Here is an 18290-nt window from a genome sequence, read left to right as displayed (position 1 = left end):
TTTAGAGAAGAATGAAAGTAGCTTGTTTTTTTTGTTTAGTTATTGGAATGATGCTGATTCCAATAAATTCAGTTTTTGCCAATAAGGATCAAAATACGTTTATCGTCGCCTTAGACGGTACGGGAGATTATAAAACAATTCAGGAGGCTGTTACTGCTTGTGGCGCTTTTTCTTCAACTGAAAAAAAGATATTTATTAAGAACGGAGTTTATAAAGAGAAAGTCTTGATAGATTCCTTTCATGCTAATATCAGTCTGATTGGAGAAAGTAAAGAAAAAACGATTCTAACTTATGATAATCATGCAGGGCAGAATTTTATAGGCACTTTTACCAGTTATACACTAAAGATTTTAGGTGATCATATCAAAATCGAAAATTTGACTGTTGAGAATTCAGCAGGCAGAGTGGGGCAGGCTGTAGCCCTTCATGTTGAAGGCGATTATTTTGTAGCATCCAAATGTCGGTTGTTAGGTAATCAGGATACTTTATATGCTGCGGGTAATAATAGCCGTCAGTATTTTAATGAATGCTTCATTGCAGGAACTACTGATTTTATTTTTGGATCGGCTACTGCCGTTTTTGATAAATGTGAAATCCATAGTACTACCGATTCGTATATAACCGCTGCCAATACCCCTAAAGAAAGTCAGTTTGGATTTGTCTTTTTTGATTGTGTGCTAACGGCTGAACCGGGTGTAAAGAAGGTTTTTCTGGGAAGACCGTGGAGAGAATATGCCAATGTAGTTTTTATAAGATGTTTTATGGGAAAACACATCCTTCCTGAAGGTTGGCATAATTGGGATAAACCCGAAAAGGAAAAGACCGCTTTTTTTGCTGAGTTTGGAAATACAGGACCTGGTGGAGATGTTTCAAAACGGGTAAAATGGGCTCATAATCTAAAGAAAAGCCAAGTTGCAGAATTTGAATTAAACAAAATTTTTAAGGTTGAAAGCAAATGGTTATTGGATACAACTAAACTTTAATTTTTTCAAAAGATTCCTTTTTTATAGTTCAAAAAAACAAAATAGTGCCAAAAAATATAATAATGAAAAAGACCTTGATTCAAAATCTATCTACTGTATTTATACTGTTATTATCTGTTATAGTGTACAGTAAAAATTACGATATCAGAGCATTAGGTGCAGACAATACAGCTAAAATAAAATGTACTGATTTAATCAATAAAACGATTAGTCAGGCGGCAAATGAAGGTGGCGGAACACTTTATTTTTCTTCAGGAACTTATCTGACGGGGGCAATTACTTTAAAAAGTAATATTACTATTTATCTGGAAGCCGGGGCAACGCTAAAGTTTTCTTCTGATTTTAAGGATTATCTGCCATTTCAAAATGTACGGTACGAAGGTGTGTTTATGAAGACATTCGCACCCTTACTCAATGCTTATCAAGCGGAAAATATTACTATAAAAGGCGAAGGTACTCTTGATGGTAACGGATTTGCCTGGTGGGATGAGGAGAAAAGAATCTCTGAGGAAATCAAAGTGAAAAATGGAATAGAAAAGCCAAATGATTTACAGAAAATGTGGACTGCTGTCAATAAGGAATTAAAGGTAGAACCTTATTACGAAGGAATATTTAAGAGGCAGTTTTTTCGTCCTCCTTTTATTCAGTTTTTAGAATGCAACAAAATCAGAATTGAAGGAGTGCGTATTCAAAATTCACCGTTTTGGACTATTAATCCTGAAGGCTGCAACGATATTGTAGTGCATGGAGTGACGATTTTTAATCCTGCCAAAGAGCCGCACGGTCCTAATACTGACGGAATCAACCCGTCTTCCTGTAGTAATGTTCGAATTTCAGATTGTTTTATCAGTGTAGGCGATGATTGCATTACTATAAAATCAGGGCGTGATTTTAATGGTCGAAATTATGGTAAGGCTTGCGAAAATATTACAATAACCAATTGTGTAATGCTTTCCGGTCATGGAGGTGTCGTGATTGGTAGTGAGATGTCAGGAGGAGTGAAAAATATCACTATTTCTAATTGTGTTTTTGATGGCACAGATGCCGGAATTCGTATGAAAGCATCTCGAGGCAGAGGAGGTGTTGTTGAAAATATCCGGGTTTCTAATATCGTGATGAGAAATATCAGCCGCAATGCTTTTACCTTTGATTTGTTTTATGACAGAGCATCTAAGCCCGAGCCTGTTTCGGATCGGACTCCTATTTTTAGAAACATTCATATAAGTGATGTTTCAGGTGTTGGTATAAATAAAGCGGGTGAGATAAAAGGGATTGAAGAAATGCCTATAAGTGAGTTGTCTTTTACGAATATTAATTTGGAAGCCAAGGAAGGTTTTAGTTCTGATATTGCTGCCAATTTGACTTTTAATAATGTGGATATCAGCACCCAAAAAGGAGCTGCTTTGGAATTTAAAAAATGTGAGGGTTTGGTTTTGAATGATATTCGATCCAAAAAACCTTTGCAAAACCAGCCAATAATAAAAGTAACCGATTCTAAAAATGTGTTATTAAATAATTGTTTTCAAAGAGTTCCTAATGATGTATTTTTAGAATTTAGAAATAGCGAAGTAATTCAAGGCAATAATTTCTTTTCTTTGGTAAAAGAATCGATTAGAAAAATCCAATAATTAGAAACTTTGATTATGCAAAAGAAATACATCCTACTGAATTTATTATTTGTGTTTGCATCAGCTTCTGTTTTTGGACAGGATTATATACCGCTTTGGCCTAAGGGGAAAATGCCTAATTCTAAGGGAATAAAGTTAGAACGCATTGAAGAGCGTGAACGCGTTACTCAGGTTGATGTGCCGGGAATGTATGCTTTTTTTACTTCAAAAGAAGAAAATTCAGGAACGGCAGTTTTAATTTTTCCACCGGGTGGCTATCAGAAACTGACTTATAATATTGCAGGGCTTCAACTGGCAAAATGGTTCAATACCATTGGGGTGAACGCATTTGTGGTCATGTATAGAATGCCAACTTCCCCCGATTTGAAAAATCCGGCATTTGGTCCTTTAATGGACGGTCAACGAGCTGTGAAATATGTTAGAGATAATGCCACAAAATGGGGCATCGATAAAAATAAAATTGGAGTAATGGGATGTTCAGCAGGCGGAGGATTGGCTGTGAATCTGGCTACCATCAATGAGGATTATTCGAAAATAAATGATGCTTTAGATACAACTGATTTTAAACCTGATTTTCAAATTGTGGTTTCAGGTGCTATCAGTATGAAGCAAAATGCGCATAAAGGAAGTCATGATGCTTTATTGGGCGAAAAAGCATCTCCGGAAACAGAAAGCCTTTTTTCGGGAGAATTAAATGTAAACAATACGACTTCCCCGGCTTTTGTAGTTTGTGCGGCTAATGATCCGGTAATTAATCCGTTGAATAGCGTTCATTATTACGAAGCTCTTTTAAAAGCTAATATAAAATCGGCTTTACATATTTTCCCGCAGGGAGGACATTCTATTGCTTTGAGAAACAATCCCGGCTCTACTGAACTTTGGACAAATTTATGTGAAGCCTGGATGAAAGAAATGGGATTTTTGAAATCAGCAATTGATAAAAAGCTGTAACCAATTCATCTCAATTTATTGAAAGTGTAATTATTCTTTTATCGGAATAATTACACTTTTTTCTTTTTGAAAAGATCCAATTATTGTATTTCAATGTTTGTGTATGTAATCTGAAAACGCAAACAAAATTCTGCTGTAAAATTCTTTTAATTTTTCATCAAACTACTGTAAACAGAGCGTTCGTGTGATATGTCCCCTTCTAAATTGCGTTTTGACCCCACGGTCTCAGAGAGCTAGTTTTTAGATTTGTCAAACTACTAAACGAATTAATGTTAAACTAAAAAAAGTATTTATGATTGGTGTTAAATAACCGGATTAAAGACTTGGGCCATTAAACCGGGTTCAAGAAAAAGAATAAAAATTAACTAACTAAACCAATAAAATTATGAATAACAATTTGTCAAGGAAAAACTTTGGCTCAGGCAATGCTTTTGTCGAAAAAAAGCATTTAGCTTTATTAATGATGGTAGTTTTTTCATGTTCACTCTTTGCTAATGAAAAAACTAAAAATTTATTGAATGATAATACTGTCTCAGTAAGTTTTAAGAAAAAGAGAATTGTTTCCAATTTCATTCAAGCCCAACAAATCAACGTTTCCGGAATGGTTGCTGATAGTAAAGGAATTGGAATTCCGGGCGTTTCAGTACTTATCAAAGGAACTAAAAAAGGAACAGTAACAGATTTTGATGGAAATTTTGTACTCCCTGATGTTGCTTCAAATGCTGTTTTAGTCTTTACTTATATCGGAATGGAAACTCAGGAGGTTGAGGTTTCCGGAAAGAAAGTAGTTAATGTACTCATGCGTGAAGCTTCCAGTAAACTGGATGAGGTTGTTGTTATTGGATATGGTACAGCTAAAAGAAAAGACTTAACAGGTTCTGTTGCTTCAGTAAACATGAAGGATTTAAAGGATATTCCGGCTACCAATGCTTTACAGGCTATAGCAGGTAGATTAGCTGGAGTAAACGTAACAATTACCGAAGGAGCTCCAGATGCCCGAATTAATGTACGTATAAGAGGTGGAAGTTCCATTACTCAGGATAATAATCCATTATTTATTGTAGATGGCTTTCAGGTGAACAATATTAATGATATTCCTCCTGGCGATATTGAAACTTTCGATGTGCTTAAGGATGCATCATCTGCGGCCATCTATGGTTCTCAGGGAGCTAATGGAGTAATACTTATTACAACCAAATCAGGAAAAAAAGGAAAAGTAGAGATTACTGCAAATGCTTATACAGGTTTAAAAAAGACTTATAATCTGACTGATGTTTTATCTCCTTACGAATATGTATATTTTCAAAAAGAGATTGATCCGGGATCAAGTGTATCAGGTACCAGTTTTTATTCTGCTTACGGTTTGTGGAGTGATCGAGATATTTACAAATCTAAAAAAGGATTTGACTGGCAGGAAAAATTATATGGTAATACCGGATTTCAAACCCATACGGATTTAGGTTTGACCGGAGGGGATGAAAAAACACAATATAAGGTTAATTATACGCATGATTTTGAAGATTATATAATGATAAATTCTTCATATAAAAGAGATTATCTGAGTTTTAAATTAAATAAAGAGATTAGTTCCAAATTCCGTTTGGATTTTAACTCCAGATTTTCCAATACAATCATTACCGGACCAAGTGTTTCCAGTGGAAGTAAATTAAGAGATGGAATTAAATATGCGCCAGTTAGAAGTTTGACTTATCTGGATCCGGGTGCTCTCTTGGGTACAAGTGATAACATAACTTCTGCTGAGGCTTTAAGTAGTCTTAATGATCCTATTTATAATATTTCAAACGAATATAAAGAGCAAAACAATCTTAATATTACAATGAATGGTGGTATAACCTTTAAACCTTTTAAAGGAATTACTATTGTTTCTCAGGGAAGTTATGCTGTAAATAGAAATTTTACTGATAATATTTGGTTGAAAAATACAGGTGAGGCCAGTGCCAATGGAGGCCAGCCAGTTGCTAAACGTCAGGATGTAAAAGGGGCCGACTGGTCTATGCAAAATACCATAAGTTACGATGGAAGTTTTAGTAATTCGAATCATCGATTGAATGTTTTATTAGGACAGGAAGCACGTGATTCACACACGAGTGAAACATTAATACAATCCAAATTTTTCCCGGGTGATTTCAATGCTAAGGACGTATTAGCTATGTGGAATTATGGAACCCCATTACCAACTTATACCACGATTAACGAGCCTAGTAGAACGGCTTCTTATTTCGGACGTATCAATTATACATTACTGAATAAGTACATTTTTAGTGCTACTTCCAGATTAGACGGTAAGAATGTATTTGCTCCTCAAAACAGATGGGGATTCTTTCCGGGAGCTGCTTTTGCCTGGAAATTATCAGAAGAAAAATTTATGGAAAAAACCAAAGACTGGTTATCCAATGCTAAGTTCCGTTTAAGTTATGGTGAAGTAGGGAATGCCCGTGTGGGATCTTACTGGCGACAGGATTATACATTTGAATCGTCGGCTAACAGGTTGATTTATATTGGTAATAATGCTCAGAGTACTTTAAAACCTTCGACGACTTTAAAAAACGAAAACCTGACTTGGGAAACTACGGTTTCAACAAACTTAGGTCTTGATTTAGGTTTTTTTAATCAGAGATTGAATTTGAGTATTGACGCTTATCAAATTGATACTAAGGATTTAATTTTAGCAGTGGCATTACCATCAAATTCAGGATATACATCGCAATATCAAAATATAGGCAGTACCTCTAATAAAGGATTGGAGTTTGCTTTATCAGGAGATATTATTGATGCAGATCAATTCAAATTGTCGGCTAATTTTAATATAGCATTTAATAAAAATATAGTAAAAAGTTTAGACGGTTCAAGTGAAATGATTGCTGCTACGAATTGGGCGCCTAATGTTGGTCGTGATGATTACAGAGCCAGAGTGGGAGAACCAGTTGGATTAATGTATGGCTATGTTTCAGATGGTTTTTACAGTTTTGATGATTTTACGTATGATAACACTCAAAAGAAATGGATTTTGAATCCGGGAGTTGTTGATGCTTCTAAAGTAATCACAACTTCAGGGAATTATTTTGGACCGGGACATATGAAACTTAAAAAATTAAGTGGTACAGGTACGGTTATCAATCCGGATGAAGACCGTAAAGTTATTGGTAGAGCACAACCAAAACATACAGGAGGGTTTTCAATCAATGCTTCTTATAAAGGATTTGATTTGTCGGCCATGTTTAACTGGTCGTATGGTAATGATATTTACAATGCTAATAAAATTGATAATACTACTTTCAGCGGTTCTAAGCGTTATAATAATGCAAGTACTATTATGAGTTTAGAAAATCGTTTTACAACTATTGACCCGGCTACAGGAAACAATATTATGTTTGGTGCCGATGCAAATCCGCAGTTGTTACAAGAGATTAATCAAAATGCTAAAATATGGCATCCATTATCCAATTCTACAATAGTTACCGATTGGGCAATTGAAGACGGTTCTTTTTTAAGACTTGGTAATTTAACATTGGGTTACACACTTCCTGAAAGTATTGCTAAAGGAAGATTTATTCAAAAAATCCGATGCTATGTAACCGGAAATAATTTAAAAGTTTGGACAAAATATTCAGGTCAGGATCCTGAAGTAAGTACAAACAGTTCTCCATTAACACCAGGATTGGACTGGTCAGCTTACCCAAAAGCAAGAACAGTTTTATTTGGAGCTAACGTAACATTTTAATTAATAAGATTATGAAAAAAATAATATACTATTCTTTCATTATTGTTGCTTTGGGATTGTTCTCCTGTAGTGATGATTTTTTGGAAACAACTTCGCCTTCTAAATTAAGTTCTGAAACCGTTTTTAAAACACCATCAATGGCTAAAGCTGCCATTATGGGAATTTACGGAAAGATGACAGATACCTATATTTACGGTCAAAAGTTATCGGTAAACTGGCAGGGAGTTTCGGATATTGAAACCAATTCAGGGTTTTCTACTACAGGTTATAATTCGACCAGTAGTGATTCGGGTGCCGGAAATTTTTATGATGATCCTTATAATACTACAACAAAATGGCAAACGCTGTATGAGTTTGCTGAATTAGCTTCTACAGCTGTGGATGGAATTAGAAAATCCCCAATCTTCGAGACCAGAGCTGCCGAAATGAAACCGCTATTAGGAGAAGCTTTGACGCTTAGAGCAATGGCTTATTTTGAATTAGTGAAATACTGGGGCGATGTACCATTTAAGAGAGAAGCATCTAAATCGGACCTTACTAATGTTTATATGGGAAAAACAGATAGAGATACTATCTATGCAGGTTTGGTAGAAGATTTGACTGAGGCTGTAAATTATTTACCATGGTTAAAATCAAATGCTGAATATTCGACTTCAGAGCGCATTTCTAAAGCTTTCGCAAAAGGACTTTTGGCAAAGGTTGCACTTTATGCCGGAGGATGGTCTTTGCGTGATGGTAATTTATTTCCAAATGCTGATGTTGAGCATCATCCAACTATACAGGAAGAAAACGGTTATTATGTGGGTAGAGTTAAAAATTGGAGAGATTATTATCAAATAGCAGCCCAGCAAACGGCGGAAATTTTAGGAAGTTCGGCACATCCGCATACCTTGGATCCTAGTTATGAAAATATCTGGAAAACAGTATGTAATTTACAGCAAAATGCCTACAACGAGAATCTTTTTGAAGTTGCTTTTGGTTTAGGAAATAACGGAGATATTGGTTCTCTGATGGGCTATGAAGTAGCATCTAATACAAAATACGGTTCAAGAGGTTTCGGAGGAAGTTATGTGGCTTCTCAGGCGTATTATTTTTATTCTTTCGATCGTGATGATAGCCGTCGTGATGTTACTTTAACCTGGACAAGTTATGCTAGTACCAATAAAGAAACAATGAAAACAGATGCTTTAAATGTAAGTTTTGCAAAATGGCGAATTTACTGGATGTCACCTTCTTATTTAGCATTACATAAAACAGCCAATTCCCGAATTGCTACAGGGGTAAACTGGATTTTGATGCGCTATTCGGATATTTATTTAATGTTTGCCGAAGCTCAGAGTAAATTGACGAGTCCGGATGTAGTAAATACTACAGCAGGAATTTCACCACGTCAGGCCTTAGAAAAAGTAAGAGAACGTGCTTTTGGTGCTGGTTCTCCAAAAATTAAACAATATGATGCTGATTTTTTCAATGCTATTGTTAATGAGCGTGCTTGGGAATTTGGTTGCGAATCTATTCGTAAAGGTGATTTGTGCCGTTGGGGATTGTTATCAGAAAAAATTGAAGCAATGAAAAAAACACTTTGTTTAATGTTGGATAATAAAGTGCCTGTAACCATTTTTGACAAAACCTATCAGCCTTCTGATTTTCCACAAACGATTTATTATAAGTTTAAAGATGCTGAATATATTGACCAAAAGTCGATCAATTTTTATACTAATCTGGGAGCTAGCCCAGGTGCAGAGTATCAGTCGGCATCCTGGTTTACAAAGAGTATTGTAAAACCAACCAGTGGAACCAGCAGAACGTATTTAGATAATCCTACAAAAGTATTATTGGCAGCTACCGGAATTAATAAGGCATACGATTATTCAGGTTTTCTTAGCTCTATGACAAATGGTAGTGAGATTCAGGCGAATCTTGCACAATATACCATGGGGAATAAAAACTGTAATTACCGACAGTATTTTGCTATCTATTATGAAGATGTATTCGAGTCAAAAGGTTTCCTTTCGAATTCTTATGGCTACTAAACTTTTAAACTTAATTTAAATGAAAAACAGTATAATAATTTTTGTGGTTTCAATACTCTCCTGTTTTATGGTGAGTTGCGAAAAAGATTATAATGATTGGGAAGTTGAACCGGGACACGAGAGGCTTTTCAGATCATTAATATTAGAGGTGTCTAAATTGCAGTCTACTTCCGTTGAGCTTAAGTTTACCAAATCCATTTCGGCAACTAAATATGTTTTTGAATTTAGCAAAGACAGTTTAGAATTTAAGGAAATTGTAAAAACGGTCGAGCTTTCTGCAGGGAGTTTGAAACCTTTTGCAGATTCTAATAATCCAACTAAGGTGGAATATCGTGAAATGTTTGCTGGATTAGATGGTACTACCAAATATTCAGTAAGAATGAAAAGTATCGACGAATCATCCGGTATGCAATCGGGTTATAACCAGATTTATTTTGAAACGCCACCAGAGCAGATTTTCACTAATTATTTTCCAACAACGAATAGTGTAAAGCTAAAATGGACAGTGACTCCAAATGTAACCAAAGTTGTTTTATATAACAGTGAAATGCAGGTGCTAAAGGAGGTTACTTTAAACCAGCAACAAATAACAGCTGGTGAACTTAGCTTTGAAAATTTAAGTATTGGAACTAAGTATGTTGCTAAGATTTTTAATGGAACTAATAATCGCGGAACTTTAAATGTAACTACTACAGGAATTTCGAATAGTTCTGTTTATAAGGTTTTAGAATCAGATAATGCAACAAGTATTAATACTGTTTTAAGCAACCTTGTATTAGGTGGCGCTACTGATATTACGGTTGAGTTTGAAGTTGGGAAAACCTATGCAATTGGAGGTGAAATCATGGTTCCTACAGGAGTTAATAATATTGCTTTCACGGGGTCTGCAGGAGCAAATGGTGAATTACCTATTTTGACTAATGCCAGATTTAATGTTAAAACTCAGATAAAAGATATTATCATACAATATTTGTCGACAACATCTTCCGGAAATTTCTTCATTGATCTTGGAGCAAAAATAGTCAATAACATTACTGTTGAAGGTTGTAATGTGTCTAATATCAATTCTATTGTTAGGGTTAGTGGAGCATCTGTTATAAAAGATATTAATGTAAACAATACATGGATTTCAAATACAGGAGGTTACGGTGTGTTTAATGTTGGAGCTGGAGGTATTGTTAATTCTATAAATGCGACCAATTGTACTTTTACAGAAATAAGTACCCGTTTTGGAGATATTCGTATCGCTACTAAAGTTAATTTCAAGAACATTACTTGTGTAAATATCAATATGGCAATGAGTCACCTTTGGTTATTTGATAATGCAAAGCCTTCACAAGTTTCTATTCAAAATCTTATTTTAGGAGGACCAAACGGAGGTGCTAAAATTAATGATACTAACGGAACTTATAGCAATATCCCAATTTCTTATACAGGCAGTTATAAAACTAACGATATGATTGTAGATGTTAGACCGTTTAACGGAATAACAGTTGTGCCGTCTACTATTTATGGTTTGTTTGTTAATCCTGCCAATGGGGATTTCCATGTTAAGGAAGGAATAGGTTTTGCCGGAACAGGAGTTGCCGGTGATAAAAGATGGTTTAACTAGATATTTTTTATAGGAGGGGGATTTTCAGAATTCCCCTCTTTTTTTAAAGATTGAATTAATTCAAAATTAATAAGAGATATTTAGTATTAATTATTGCATTTTATCTGCAACTAAAACAATACTAAAACTGCTACAATACTTATTTGTTTTTGCTCCAATTACTGTAAATAAAGTAATATGCCCCCCCTCAAATTGTTTTTTACCACCATTATTTGATTGAAGTAGTTTTATATTTGTTAAACTAGTAAATAGCTTATAAAAAGAGGAATAATAATTTGTAGGGTGAAAATTCATTCAACCAATAATATTAATGATTAAAAAATAAAATAATGATTGCGAAATTTTTGATGGCTTCTGTTTTTTTAACGAATAGTTTTTTTGTTGAGGCAGCTAGTTATTCCAGAAAAGGTAAAATCCAAATAGAAAAAGTAAAGGCCTATGATATAATTGTTGCTGCTGATGGTACAGCTGATTATAAAACGGTACAGGAAGCATTGAATTCAGTTGCGCCTCTTAAGACAAAGGAGACTAAAATTTTAATAAAAAATGGCGTTTATAAAGAGAAATTGGAAGTAATCAAGGATAAAAACAATATTACTTTAATTGGAGAAAGTAAAGAAAATGTCGTTCTTACGTATGATGATTATGCTTCGAAGAAAAATGCTTCAGGAGAAGGTATAGGAACATCCGGATCGGCCAGTTTTATTGTTACAGCCGATAATTTTAAAGCTAAAAATATCACCTTCGAAAATGCATCAGGACCAGTTGGACAGGCAGTGGCGGTAAGGGTTGATGGGGATAAAATTATTTTTGAGAATTGCAAATTTCTGGGTTTTCAGGATACGCTTTACCCTCGTAGTGCCACAAGCAGGCAGTATTATAAAAACTGCTATATCGAAGGGACAACTGATTTTATTTTTGGTGCCTCAACGGCTGTTTTTGATCAATGCGAAATTTTTGCTAAAAAAGGAGGTTCCTACTTAACCGCAGCCAGCACTTTGGAAAACACTCCTTATGGCTTGGTGTTTTTAAATTGCAAATTGACTACAAATTCAGAAAATAGCAGCTATTATTTAGGAAGACCCTGGCGACCTTATGCTAAAACAGTTTTTATTGAATGCGAAATGGCTGCACATATTAAACAGGAAGGCTGGCATAACTGGAGTAAACCGGAAGCAGAAACTACCACTTTTTATGGCGAATATCAATCTACAGGAGCAGGAGGAAACACAGCCTCACGTGTGAGTTGGTCCCATTTGTTAACATCAGAACAGTTTACTAAAGAATATACTCTTGCAGCTATTTTTAAAGATTGGAATCCAAAGAAAATCATTGATGATTTATATAAAAAATAAATGTATAACTGAGTTCATCACTCATGACAACAGCATTTATTAAATTTAAATGCTTTTTTAATTTCAAATTAATGTTAATCAACGAATTCTTTATGTATTAAAAACTGTATTACAACCAACTTTATCAATTATGAACCAAAAAATACAAACATTTCTTTTCAAAAAAGCATTCTTTTTAGTGCTGCTTTTATTTGGAATAACCGCTCAGCTAATCGCTCAGCGCAATGTTGAAAAACTAAATCGAGGCCTGATTGCCACGCGCCTCGATGCTAATAAGGTTTATGTAGGCTGGAGAATGCTGGGAACCGAATCCACTGGTGTAAGCTACAATTTATATTGTGACGGAACAAAACTGGCAGGAAGTCCTTTTACAACTACCACTAATTATACTCATGCAACCACTACTAACGGGACTTATACAGTTCGGGCTATTATTAACGGAGTAGAAGAACCGGTTTCAGAATCAGCTACTGTATGGGCAAATCAATATTTGGATATTCCCATGCAAGTTCCTCCCGGAGGAACCACGTTGGATAACGTTGCTTACACCTACGATGTTAATGATTGTAGTGTGGGGGACGTGGACGGTGATGGGCAATACGAAATTTTTGTAAAATGGGACCCGACCAATTCAAAAGATAATTCTCTTCCTGGTTATACCGGAAATGTATATATAGATTGTTACCGATTGGACGGAACCCGTCTTTGGAGAATCGATTTGGGGAAAAATATTCGCGCCGGCGCACATTACACTCAATTCATGGTGTATGATTTGGATTCTGACGGAAAAGCCGAAATGGCCTGTAGGACAGCGGATGGAACCATAGATGGAACTGGTGTCGTTATTGGTGATGCAACCGCTGATTACAGGATTCATGATAGTACCAGTAAATCTTTTGGGTATGTTCTAAGCGGACCGGAATTCTTAACCATTTTTAATGGAGAAACCGGTAAGGCAATGGCTTCCAAAGATTATTTGCCGGCAAGAGGAACCGTTTCTTCCTGGGGAGACAGCTATGGTAATAGAGTTGATCGTTTTATAGCTGCAGTTGCTTATCTTGACGGAGTAAAACCAAGTTTAGTAATGGGCCGTGGTTATTATACCAGATTGGTACGTGTGGCTTGGGACTGGAGAAACGGTACACTTTCGCAACGATGGATTTTTGACAGCAATACTTCCGGAAATTCTGGAGCAGCAGGTATGGGAAATCACCAAATGACCGTGGGTGATGTTGATGGCGATGGTAAAGACGAAATAATAAACGGTTCTAGTGCTATTGATGATGATGGGACTTTGTTATTTGCAAATACTTTAGGTCACGGTGATGCTTTGCATATGAGCGATATGGATCCGGATCGTCCGGGGATGGAGATTTGGCAGTGCTTAGAAGAACCTGCTAAATATAAAACGAATGGGTTGGTATTTCTGGATGCCAAAACAGGGACAACTTTATGGGGAATTCCAGCTACCGGAGACGTAGGACGCTGTAATGCTGCCGATATTGATCCCCGTTACAAAGGTTATGAATGTTTTGGCACTGCAAATAGCGTAAACTATTTAATGGATTGTAAAGGAAACCTAATTAGCAATAAAAAACCGACTCAGAATTTCTCTATTTGGTGGGATGGGGATTTAAATCGTGAATTATTAGATTCAAATAAAATAGACAAATGGGATTTTATTAATGGCAAAACGGTTAATATGCTTACGGCTACAGGTTATTCATCGAATAATACCACAAAAGCAACACCTTGTTTGAGCGCGGATCTTTTTGGGGACTGGAGAGAAGAGGTGATATTCCGTAAAGATGACAATACTTCCATCAGGATTTATACAACCAACATTCCTACCACAAATAAATTATATACATTAATGCACGATCCTCAGTACAGAGTGGCAATTGCCTGGCAAAATTCGGCGTATAATCAACCACCACATCCAGGCTATTATTTGGGGGTAGATATGGATGCAAATATTCCTGCTCCTAACATTACGATTGCAGGTCATTCCACAACTGCTGCTCCAAAACTTAAAGTATATGTTGAAACTCCTACTTGTCCGGGTAAAGCTAATGGAAAAATTAGTATTGGTACTGATTTGAACGGCTATACGTATAACCTGACCATTACAGGAAACGGACTTAACCTGGTATTAAATAATCAAACTATCACTACTGCAACTAGTTGGGTGAAATCAGATTTTGCAGCAGGAACTTACGTGCTTACTGTTGCGATTCCTTCCATTTCGTTTCAGGAAAGTTATACTGTAGTTGTCAAAGAAATTTCGGCTCTGACTGCTAAGAGAGAAGAATCTAACAAAACGGTGAGTTATACAGTTTCCGGAAGCAATGAGTATAATGTAACGGTTAACGGAGTTAGCAATACCTACATTACAGCCAGCAGCGAAACAGCTAAAATTGAAATTGATGCTAATTTACTTCAATCTACAAACACGGTAACTATTGAAACCAACAGCGATTGTCAAGGGATTATTGAAGATAATTTTAAAATGAATTCTTTAGCAGTTGTACATCCAAATCCAACTAGTGATGTAGTAAATGTTGAAGGAGTAAACAGTGGTTTAATTCAAGTGTACACTACTAGTGGAACACTAGTGTTGGAGCAAAAAGTAGATAACACTACTAACAGTATCAATCTAAGAGGATTTACTGTAGGAATGTATCTGGTAAGAATTACTCAGGGAGCCGAAATACAAACATTTAAAGTTATTTTGAAATGAGAACAATAAAAAATATAAAAGCAATATGTTTTTTTGTTGGTTTAGGGCTTTTAGTGTCCTGTGGCAGAGATGGAGGCAACTCAGATGGAGATCCCGTTGTGAATTTACCGGCAAAATCTAATTTGTCCCTTCCTGCTAATGGTGAAAACTGTAGTGTCTATACCGTTGTTGCCAGCGATAATACCAAAGCAGAAATTAGTTTTAGTTGGACTTCTGCAACTTATGCCACTTCTTATGTTTTAGCAGTAACTCAGGCTGGGACTGAAGTATTTAAAAAAGAAATCAGCACTACTTCTTACAAAGTGGTTTTGGACAAAGGAAAAACGTATTCCTGGACTGTAACTGCCAAAAATAATGACGGGATAAACGCTAGTGCTACTAATTCCTTTACCACACCCGGAAACCCAATAGGGAACTATGTGCCTTATGCGGCGGTGATTAATTTTAGTGTAAACAGTACTTCAAGTATGGCTTCGTTGTCATGGGTAGGTAAAGATGAGGATTCTGTAACAGCGGATTTAAAATACGATATTGAAATCAAAAAAGACAATGTAGTGATTCAGTCTTTAACCAATCAAACGGTTACTTCAATTGCTGATTTTGCAGCAGTATTGAATGCTACTTATCAAATTAAAATTAATACTATCGATAAGTCAGGGTCTTATTCGACTTCGATAGTAACTTATACTTACAAATAATTTTGAACAAAGTAATTTTAGATAATATATAAAATCAGAAAATTAAATACTTTCATCAAATATAAAGAATAGAAAATGAATCGAATTAAGATTATTGCGGGCTGTTTAATGCTTTCTATAAGTGTTTTTCAGGGAAATGCCCAACAAAAATTAAAATTGCAATACGATACGCCGGCAACCAATTGGAACGAGGCTTTGCCTTTGGGTAATGGCCGTTTAGGCGCTATGGTTTTTGGTAATCCACAAAAGGAAGAATTGCAATTGAATGAGGAAACCGTTTGGGCTGGTGAACCGGGGAATAATGTGCCTAAAAATGTTTATCCAAATATTGAAGAAATTAGAAAATTACTTTTTGCCGGGAAAAATAAAGAAGCTCAGGATTTAGCCAATACAACTTTCCCGAGACAGGCACCTGCTAATCTTAATTACGGAATGCCGTACCAAACTGTTGGAAGTTTATGGATTGAATTTCCCGGTCATGAAAATTTTACAGATTATAAACGAGATTTAGATATAGAAAAAGCAGTTTCGTCTGTGAGTTATAAAGCAAACGGAGTAACATATAAAAGAGAAGTGTTTGCTTCTTTTGCAGACGATGTTATTTTGGTAAAATTAACTGCCGATAAGAAAAAAAGCATTAACTTTTCGTTATCGGCAACAACTCCGCAGCTAATTCATGATTTTAAGACAAAGGATAACAAACTATTTTTTGAAGGGACAACAGCAAGTGTTGACAATAAAATAGGTAAAGTGAAATTCATTGGAGAAGCGGCCTGTACTTTACAAGGAGGAAATCTAACTGTAACTTCTGATAAGTTAACCGTTAAAGATGCTGATGAGGTTATTATCCGAATTGCGATAGCGACTAATTTTAAAAATTACAAAGATTTATCGGCAAATCCTTCTGAAAAAAACGCAACAGTTTTAGCCAAAGCTTCTAAGAAAACTTACGCCAAATCTTTTCAAGATCACGTTATTGCCTATCAAAAATATTTCAACAGAGTATCTTTGTATTTAGGAGATTCACCTCAGTCGAATAAAACAACTGATGTGAGGATTAAGGAATTTGGAACTTCTTATGATCCGCAACTAGTAGCGCTTTATTTTCAGTTTGGAAGGTATTTATTGATTTCAAGTTCACAGCCGGGTAATCAGCCAGCGAATCTTCAGGGAATTTGGAATCATAAATTATCGCCGCCATGGGATAGTAAATACACGGTGAACATTAATACCGAAATGAATTATTGGCCTGCCGAAATAACAAACCTGAGCGAAATGCACCAGCCTTTATTCAGTATGCTGAAAGATTTGGCAATAACAGGGAAAGAAAGTGCTTCAGAAATGTATCACGCCCGAGGTTGGAATATGCACCATAACACTGATTTATGGCGCATGACAGGAGTGGTTGATGGTGGATTTTATGGACTTTGGCCAATGGGAGGCGCCTGGCTTACCCAGCATTTGTGGCAACATTATCTATATACAGGAGATAAAGCATTTTTAAAGGAATATTATCCTGTTTTAAAAGGGGCGGCCCAATTTTATCTGGATGTACTTCAGGAAGAGCCTGAACACAAATGGTTAGTGGTTGCTCCATCAATGTCTCCCGAAAATACCTATGAGAAAAGTGTAGGCGTTTCCGCCGGGACTACAATGGATAATCAATTGGTTTTTGATACTTTCAATAATATCGTTAATGCTGCTAAAGTTTTAGAAACCGATAAATCTTTTGCTGATTCGGTAGCGGTTGCATTAAAAAGATTGCCGCCAATGCAAATAGGACAATATTCACAATTGCAGGAATGGCTTCATGATTGGGATAAACCCAATGACCATCACAGACACATTTCGCATTTGTACGGATTGTTTCCATCAGGACAAATTTCTCCATTCAGAACACCACAATTGATTGAAGCTGCTAAAAATACTTTAGTATCAAGAGGTGACGTTTCTACAGGCTGGTCTATGGGCTGGAAAGTAAACTGGTGGGCTCGTTTATTAGATGGTAACAGGGCTTTTAAACTGATAAAAGACCAGTTAAGCCCTGCGCCTATGGAAACCAAAGGTCAGCAGGGAGGAACTTATCCGAATCTTTTAGATGCGCATCCACCATTTCAAATTGATGGTAATTTTGGATGTACAGCGGGAATTACCGAGATGTTATTGCAAAGTTATGATGGCGCTATTTATGTGCTTCCTGCTTTGCCTGATGATTTTAAAAGCGGAAAAGTTAGTGGTTTAAAAGCCAGAGGAGGTTTTGAAGTAGCTATCGAATGGGAAAATGGCAAGGTAAAACAATTGACTGTAAAATCTACGTTAGGAGGAAATTGCAGATTGCGTCTGGCGTTTGATGTGAAGTTAGTAGGTGATGTAAAATTGGAGGAAGCCAAAGGAGATAATCCGAACGTTTTCTACAACGTAACAACTATTAAAGATCCTTTAATTTCAGAAAAAGCTGCTTTAAAAGGTTATCAATCTCCTGAAACTAAGTTGTATGATTTCAATACAGCAGCAGGAAAAACCTATGTTTTTAAAGTAAAATAATTGA

10 protein-coding genes are annotated in these 18290 nt (G+C 35.9%); all 10 read left to right on the top strand.

What is annotated here, in order from left to right; genetic code table 11:
* The first annotated feature begins 11 nt into the window (after positions 1–11).
* Positions 12–983 carry a pectinesterase family protein gene (locus BLR17_RS01225; protein ID WP_066328369.1) on the top strand — a complete coding sequence of 324 codons (972 nt, stop codon included), beginning with the start codon at positions 12–14 and terminating at the stop codon, positions 981–983.
* 62 nt (positions 984–1045) lie between these two features.
* Positions 1046–2611, top strand: coding sequence for a glycoside hydrolase family 28 protein (locus BLR17_RS01220; protein WP_066328531.1), 1566 nt, complete (start codon positions 1046–1048; stop codon positions 2609–2611).
* A gap of 15 nt (positions 2612–2626) precedes the next feature.
* Complete coding sequence (locus BLR17_RS01215) at positions 2627–3562, top strand: alpha/beta hydrolase (protein WP_066328370.1); 936 nt, start codon at positions 2627–2629, stop codon at positions 3560–3562.
* A gap of 385 nt (positions 3563–3947) precedes the next feature.
* On the top strand, positions 3948–7304 hold the full coding sequence (locus BLR17_RS01210) for a SusC/RagA family TonB-linked outer membrane protein (protein WP_066328371.1): 3357 nt from the start codon (positions 3948–3950) through the stop codon (positions 7302–7304).
* A gap of 11 nt (positions 7305–7315) precedes the next feature.
* Positions 7316–9337, top strand: a complete 2022-nt coding sequence (locus BLR17_RS01205) for a RagB/SusD family nutrient uptake outer membrane protein (RefSeq protein WP_066328372.1) — start codon at positions 7316–7318, stop codon at positions 9335–9337.
* A 19-nt stretch (positions 9338–9356) separates the two neighbouring features.
* Complete coding sequence (locus tag BLR17_RS01200) at positions 9357–10949, top strand: DUF5123 domain-containing protein (RefSeq protein WP_066328373.1); 1593 nt, start codon at positions 9357–9359, stop codon at positions 10947–10949.
* A 329-nt stretch (positions 10950–11278) separates the two neighbouring features.
* Positions 11279–12304 carry a pectinesterase family protein gene (locus BLR17_RS01190; protein ID WP_217635881.1) on the top strand — a complete coding sequence of 342 codons (1026 nt, stop codon included), beginning with the start codon at positions 11279–11281 and terminating at the stop codon, positions 12302–12304.
* Between the two features lie 130 nt (positions 12305–12434).
* Positions 12435–15044 (top strand): rhamnogalacturonan lyase, encoded by a 2610-nt coding sequence (locus BLR17_RS01185; protein ID WP_083189414.1) that lies wholly within the window; start codon positions 12435–12437, stop codon positions 15042–15044.
* Positions 15041–15742 carry a hypothetical protein gene (locus tag BLR17_RS01175; protein WP_066328375.1) on the top strand — a complete coding sequence of 234 codons (702 nt, stop codon included), beginning with the start codon at positions 15041–15043 and terminating at the stop codon, positions 15740–15742. Before BLR17_RS01185 ends, BLR17_RS01175 begins: the two co-directional genes overlap by 4 nt.
* Positions 15743–15817: 75 nt before the next feature.
* Positions 15818–18286, top strand: coding sequence for a glycoside hydrolase family 95 protein (locus BLR17_RS01170; RefSeq protein ID WP_066328376.1), 2469 nt, complete (start codon positions 15818–15820; stop codon positions 18284–18286).
* Positions 18287–18290 lie beyond the last annotated feature (4 nt).

This window comes from Flavobacterium glycines (assembly GCF_900100165.1).
Taxonomy (GTDB): Bacteria; Bacteroidota; Bacteroidia; order Flavobacteriales; family Flavobacteriaceae; genus Flavobacterium; species Flavobacterium glycines.
Note: the sequence above shows the minus strand (reverse complement) of the source record. Positions and strands in the feature narration are given on the sequence as shown.

Bases quoted from the DNA above. Each gene is read 5' to 3' on its own strand.
- BLR17_RS01215 (WP_066328370.1), top strand. From the start codon at position 2,627: ATGCAAAAGAAATACATCCTACTGAATTTATTATTTGTGTTTGCATCA.
- BLR17_RS01210 (WP_066328371.1), top strand. From the start codon at position 3,948: ATGAATAACAATTTGTCAAGGAAAAACTTTGGCTCAGGCAATGCTTTT.
- BLR17_RS01170 (WP_066328376.1), top strand. From the start codon at position 15,818: ATGAATCGAATTAAGATTATTGCGGGCTGTTTAATGCTTTCTATAAGT.
- BLR17_RS01175 (WP_066328375.1), top strand. From the start codon at position 15,041: ATGAGAACAATAAAAAATATAAAAGCAATATGTTTTTTTGTTGGTTTA.
- BLR17_RS01205 (WP_066328372.1), top strand. From the start codon at position 7,316: ATGAAAAAAATAATATACTATTCTTTCATTATTGTTGCTTTGGGATTG.
- BLR17_RS01190 (WP_217635881.1), top strand. From the start codon at position 11,279: ATGATTGCGAAATTTTTGATGGCTTCTGTTTTTTTAACGAATAGTTTT.
- BLR17_RS01225 (WP_066328369.1), top strand. From the start codon at position 12: ATGAAAGTAGCTTGTTTTTTTTGTTTAGTTATTGGAATGATGCTGATT.
- BLR17_RS01200 (WP_066328373.1), top strand. From the start codon at position 9,357: ATGAAAAACAGTATAATAATTTTTGTGGTTTCAATACTCTCCTGTTTT.
- BLR17_RS01220 (WP_066328531.1), top strand. From the start codon at position 1,046: ATGAAAAAGACCTTGATTCAAAATCTATCTACTGTATTTATACTGTTA.
- BLR17_RS01185 (WP_083189414.1), top strand. From the start codon at position 12,435: ATGAACCAAAAAATACAAACATTTCTTTTCAAAAAAGCATTCTTTTTA.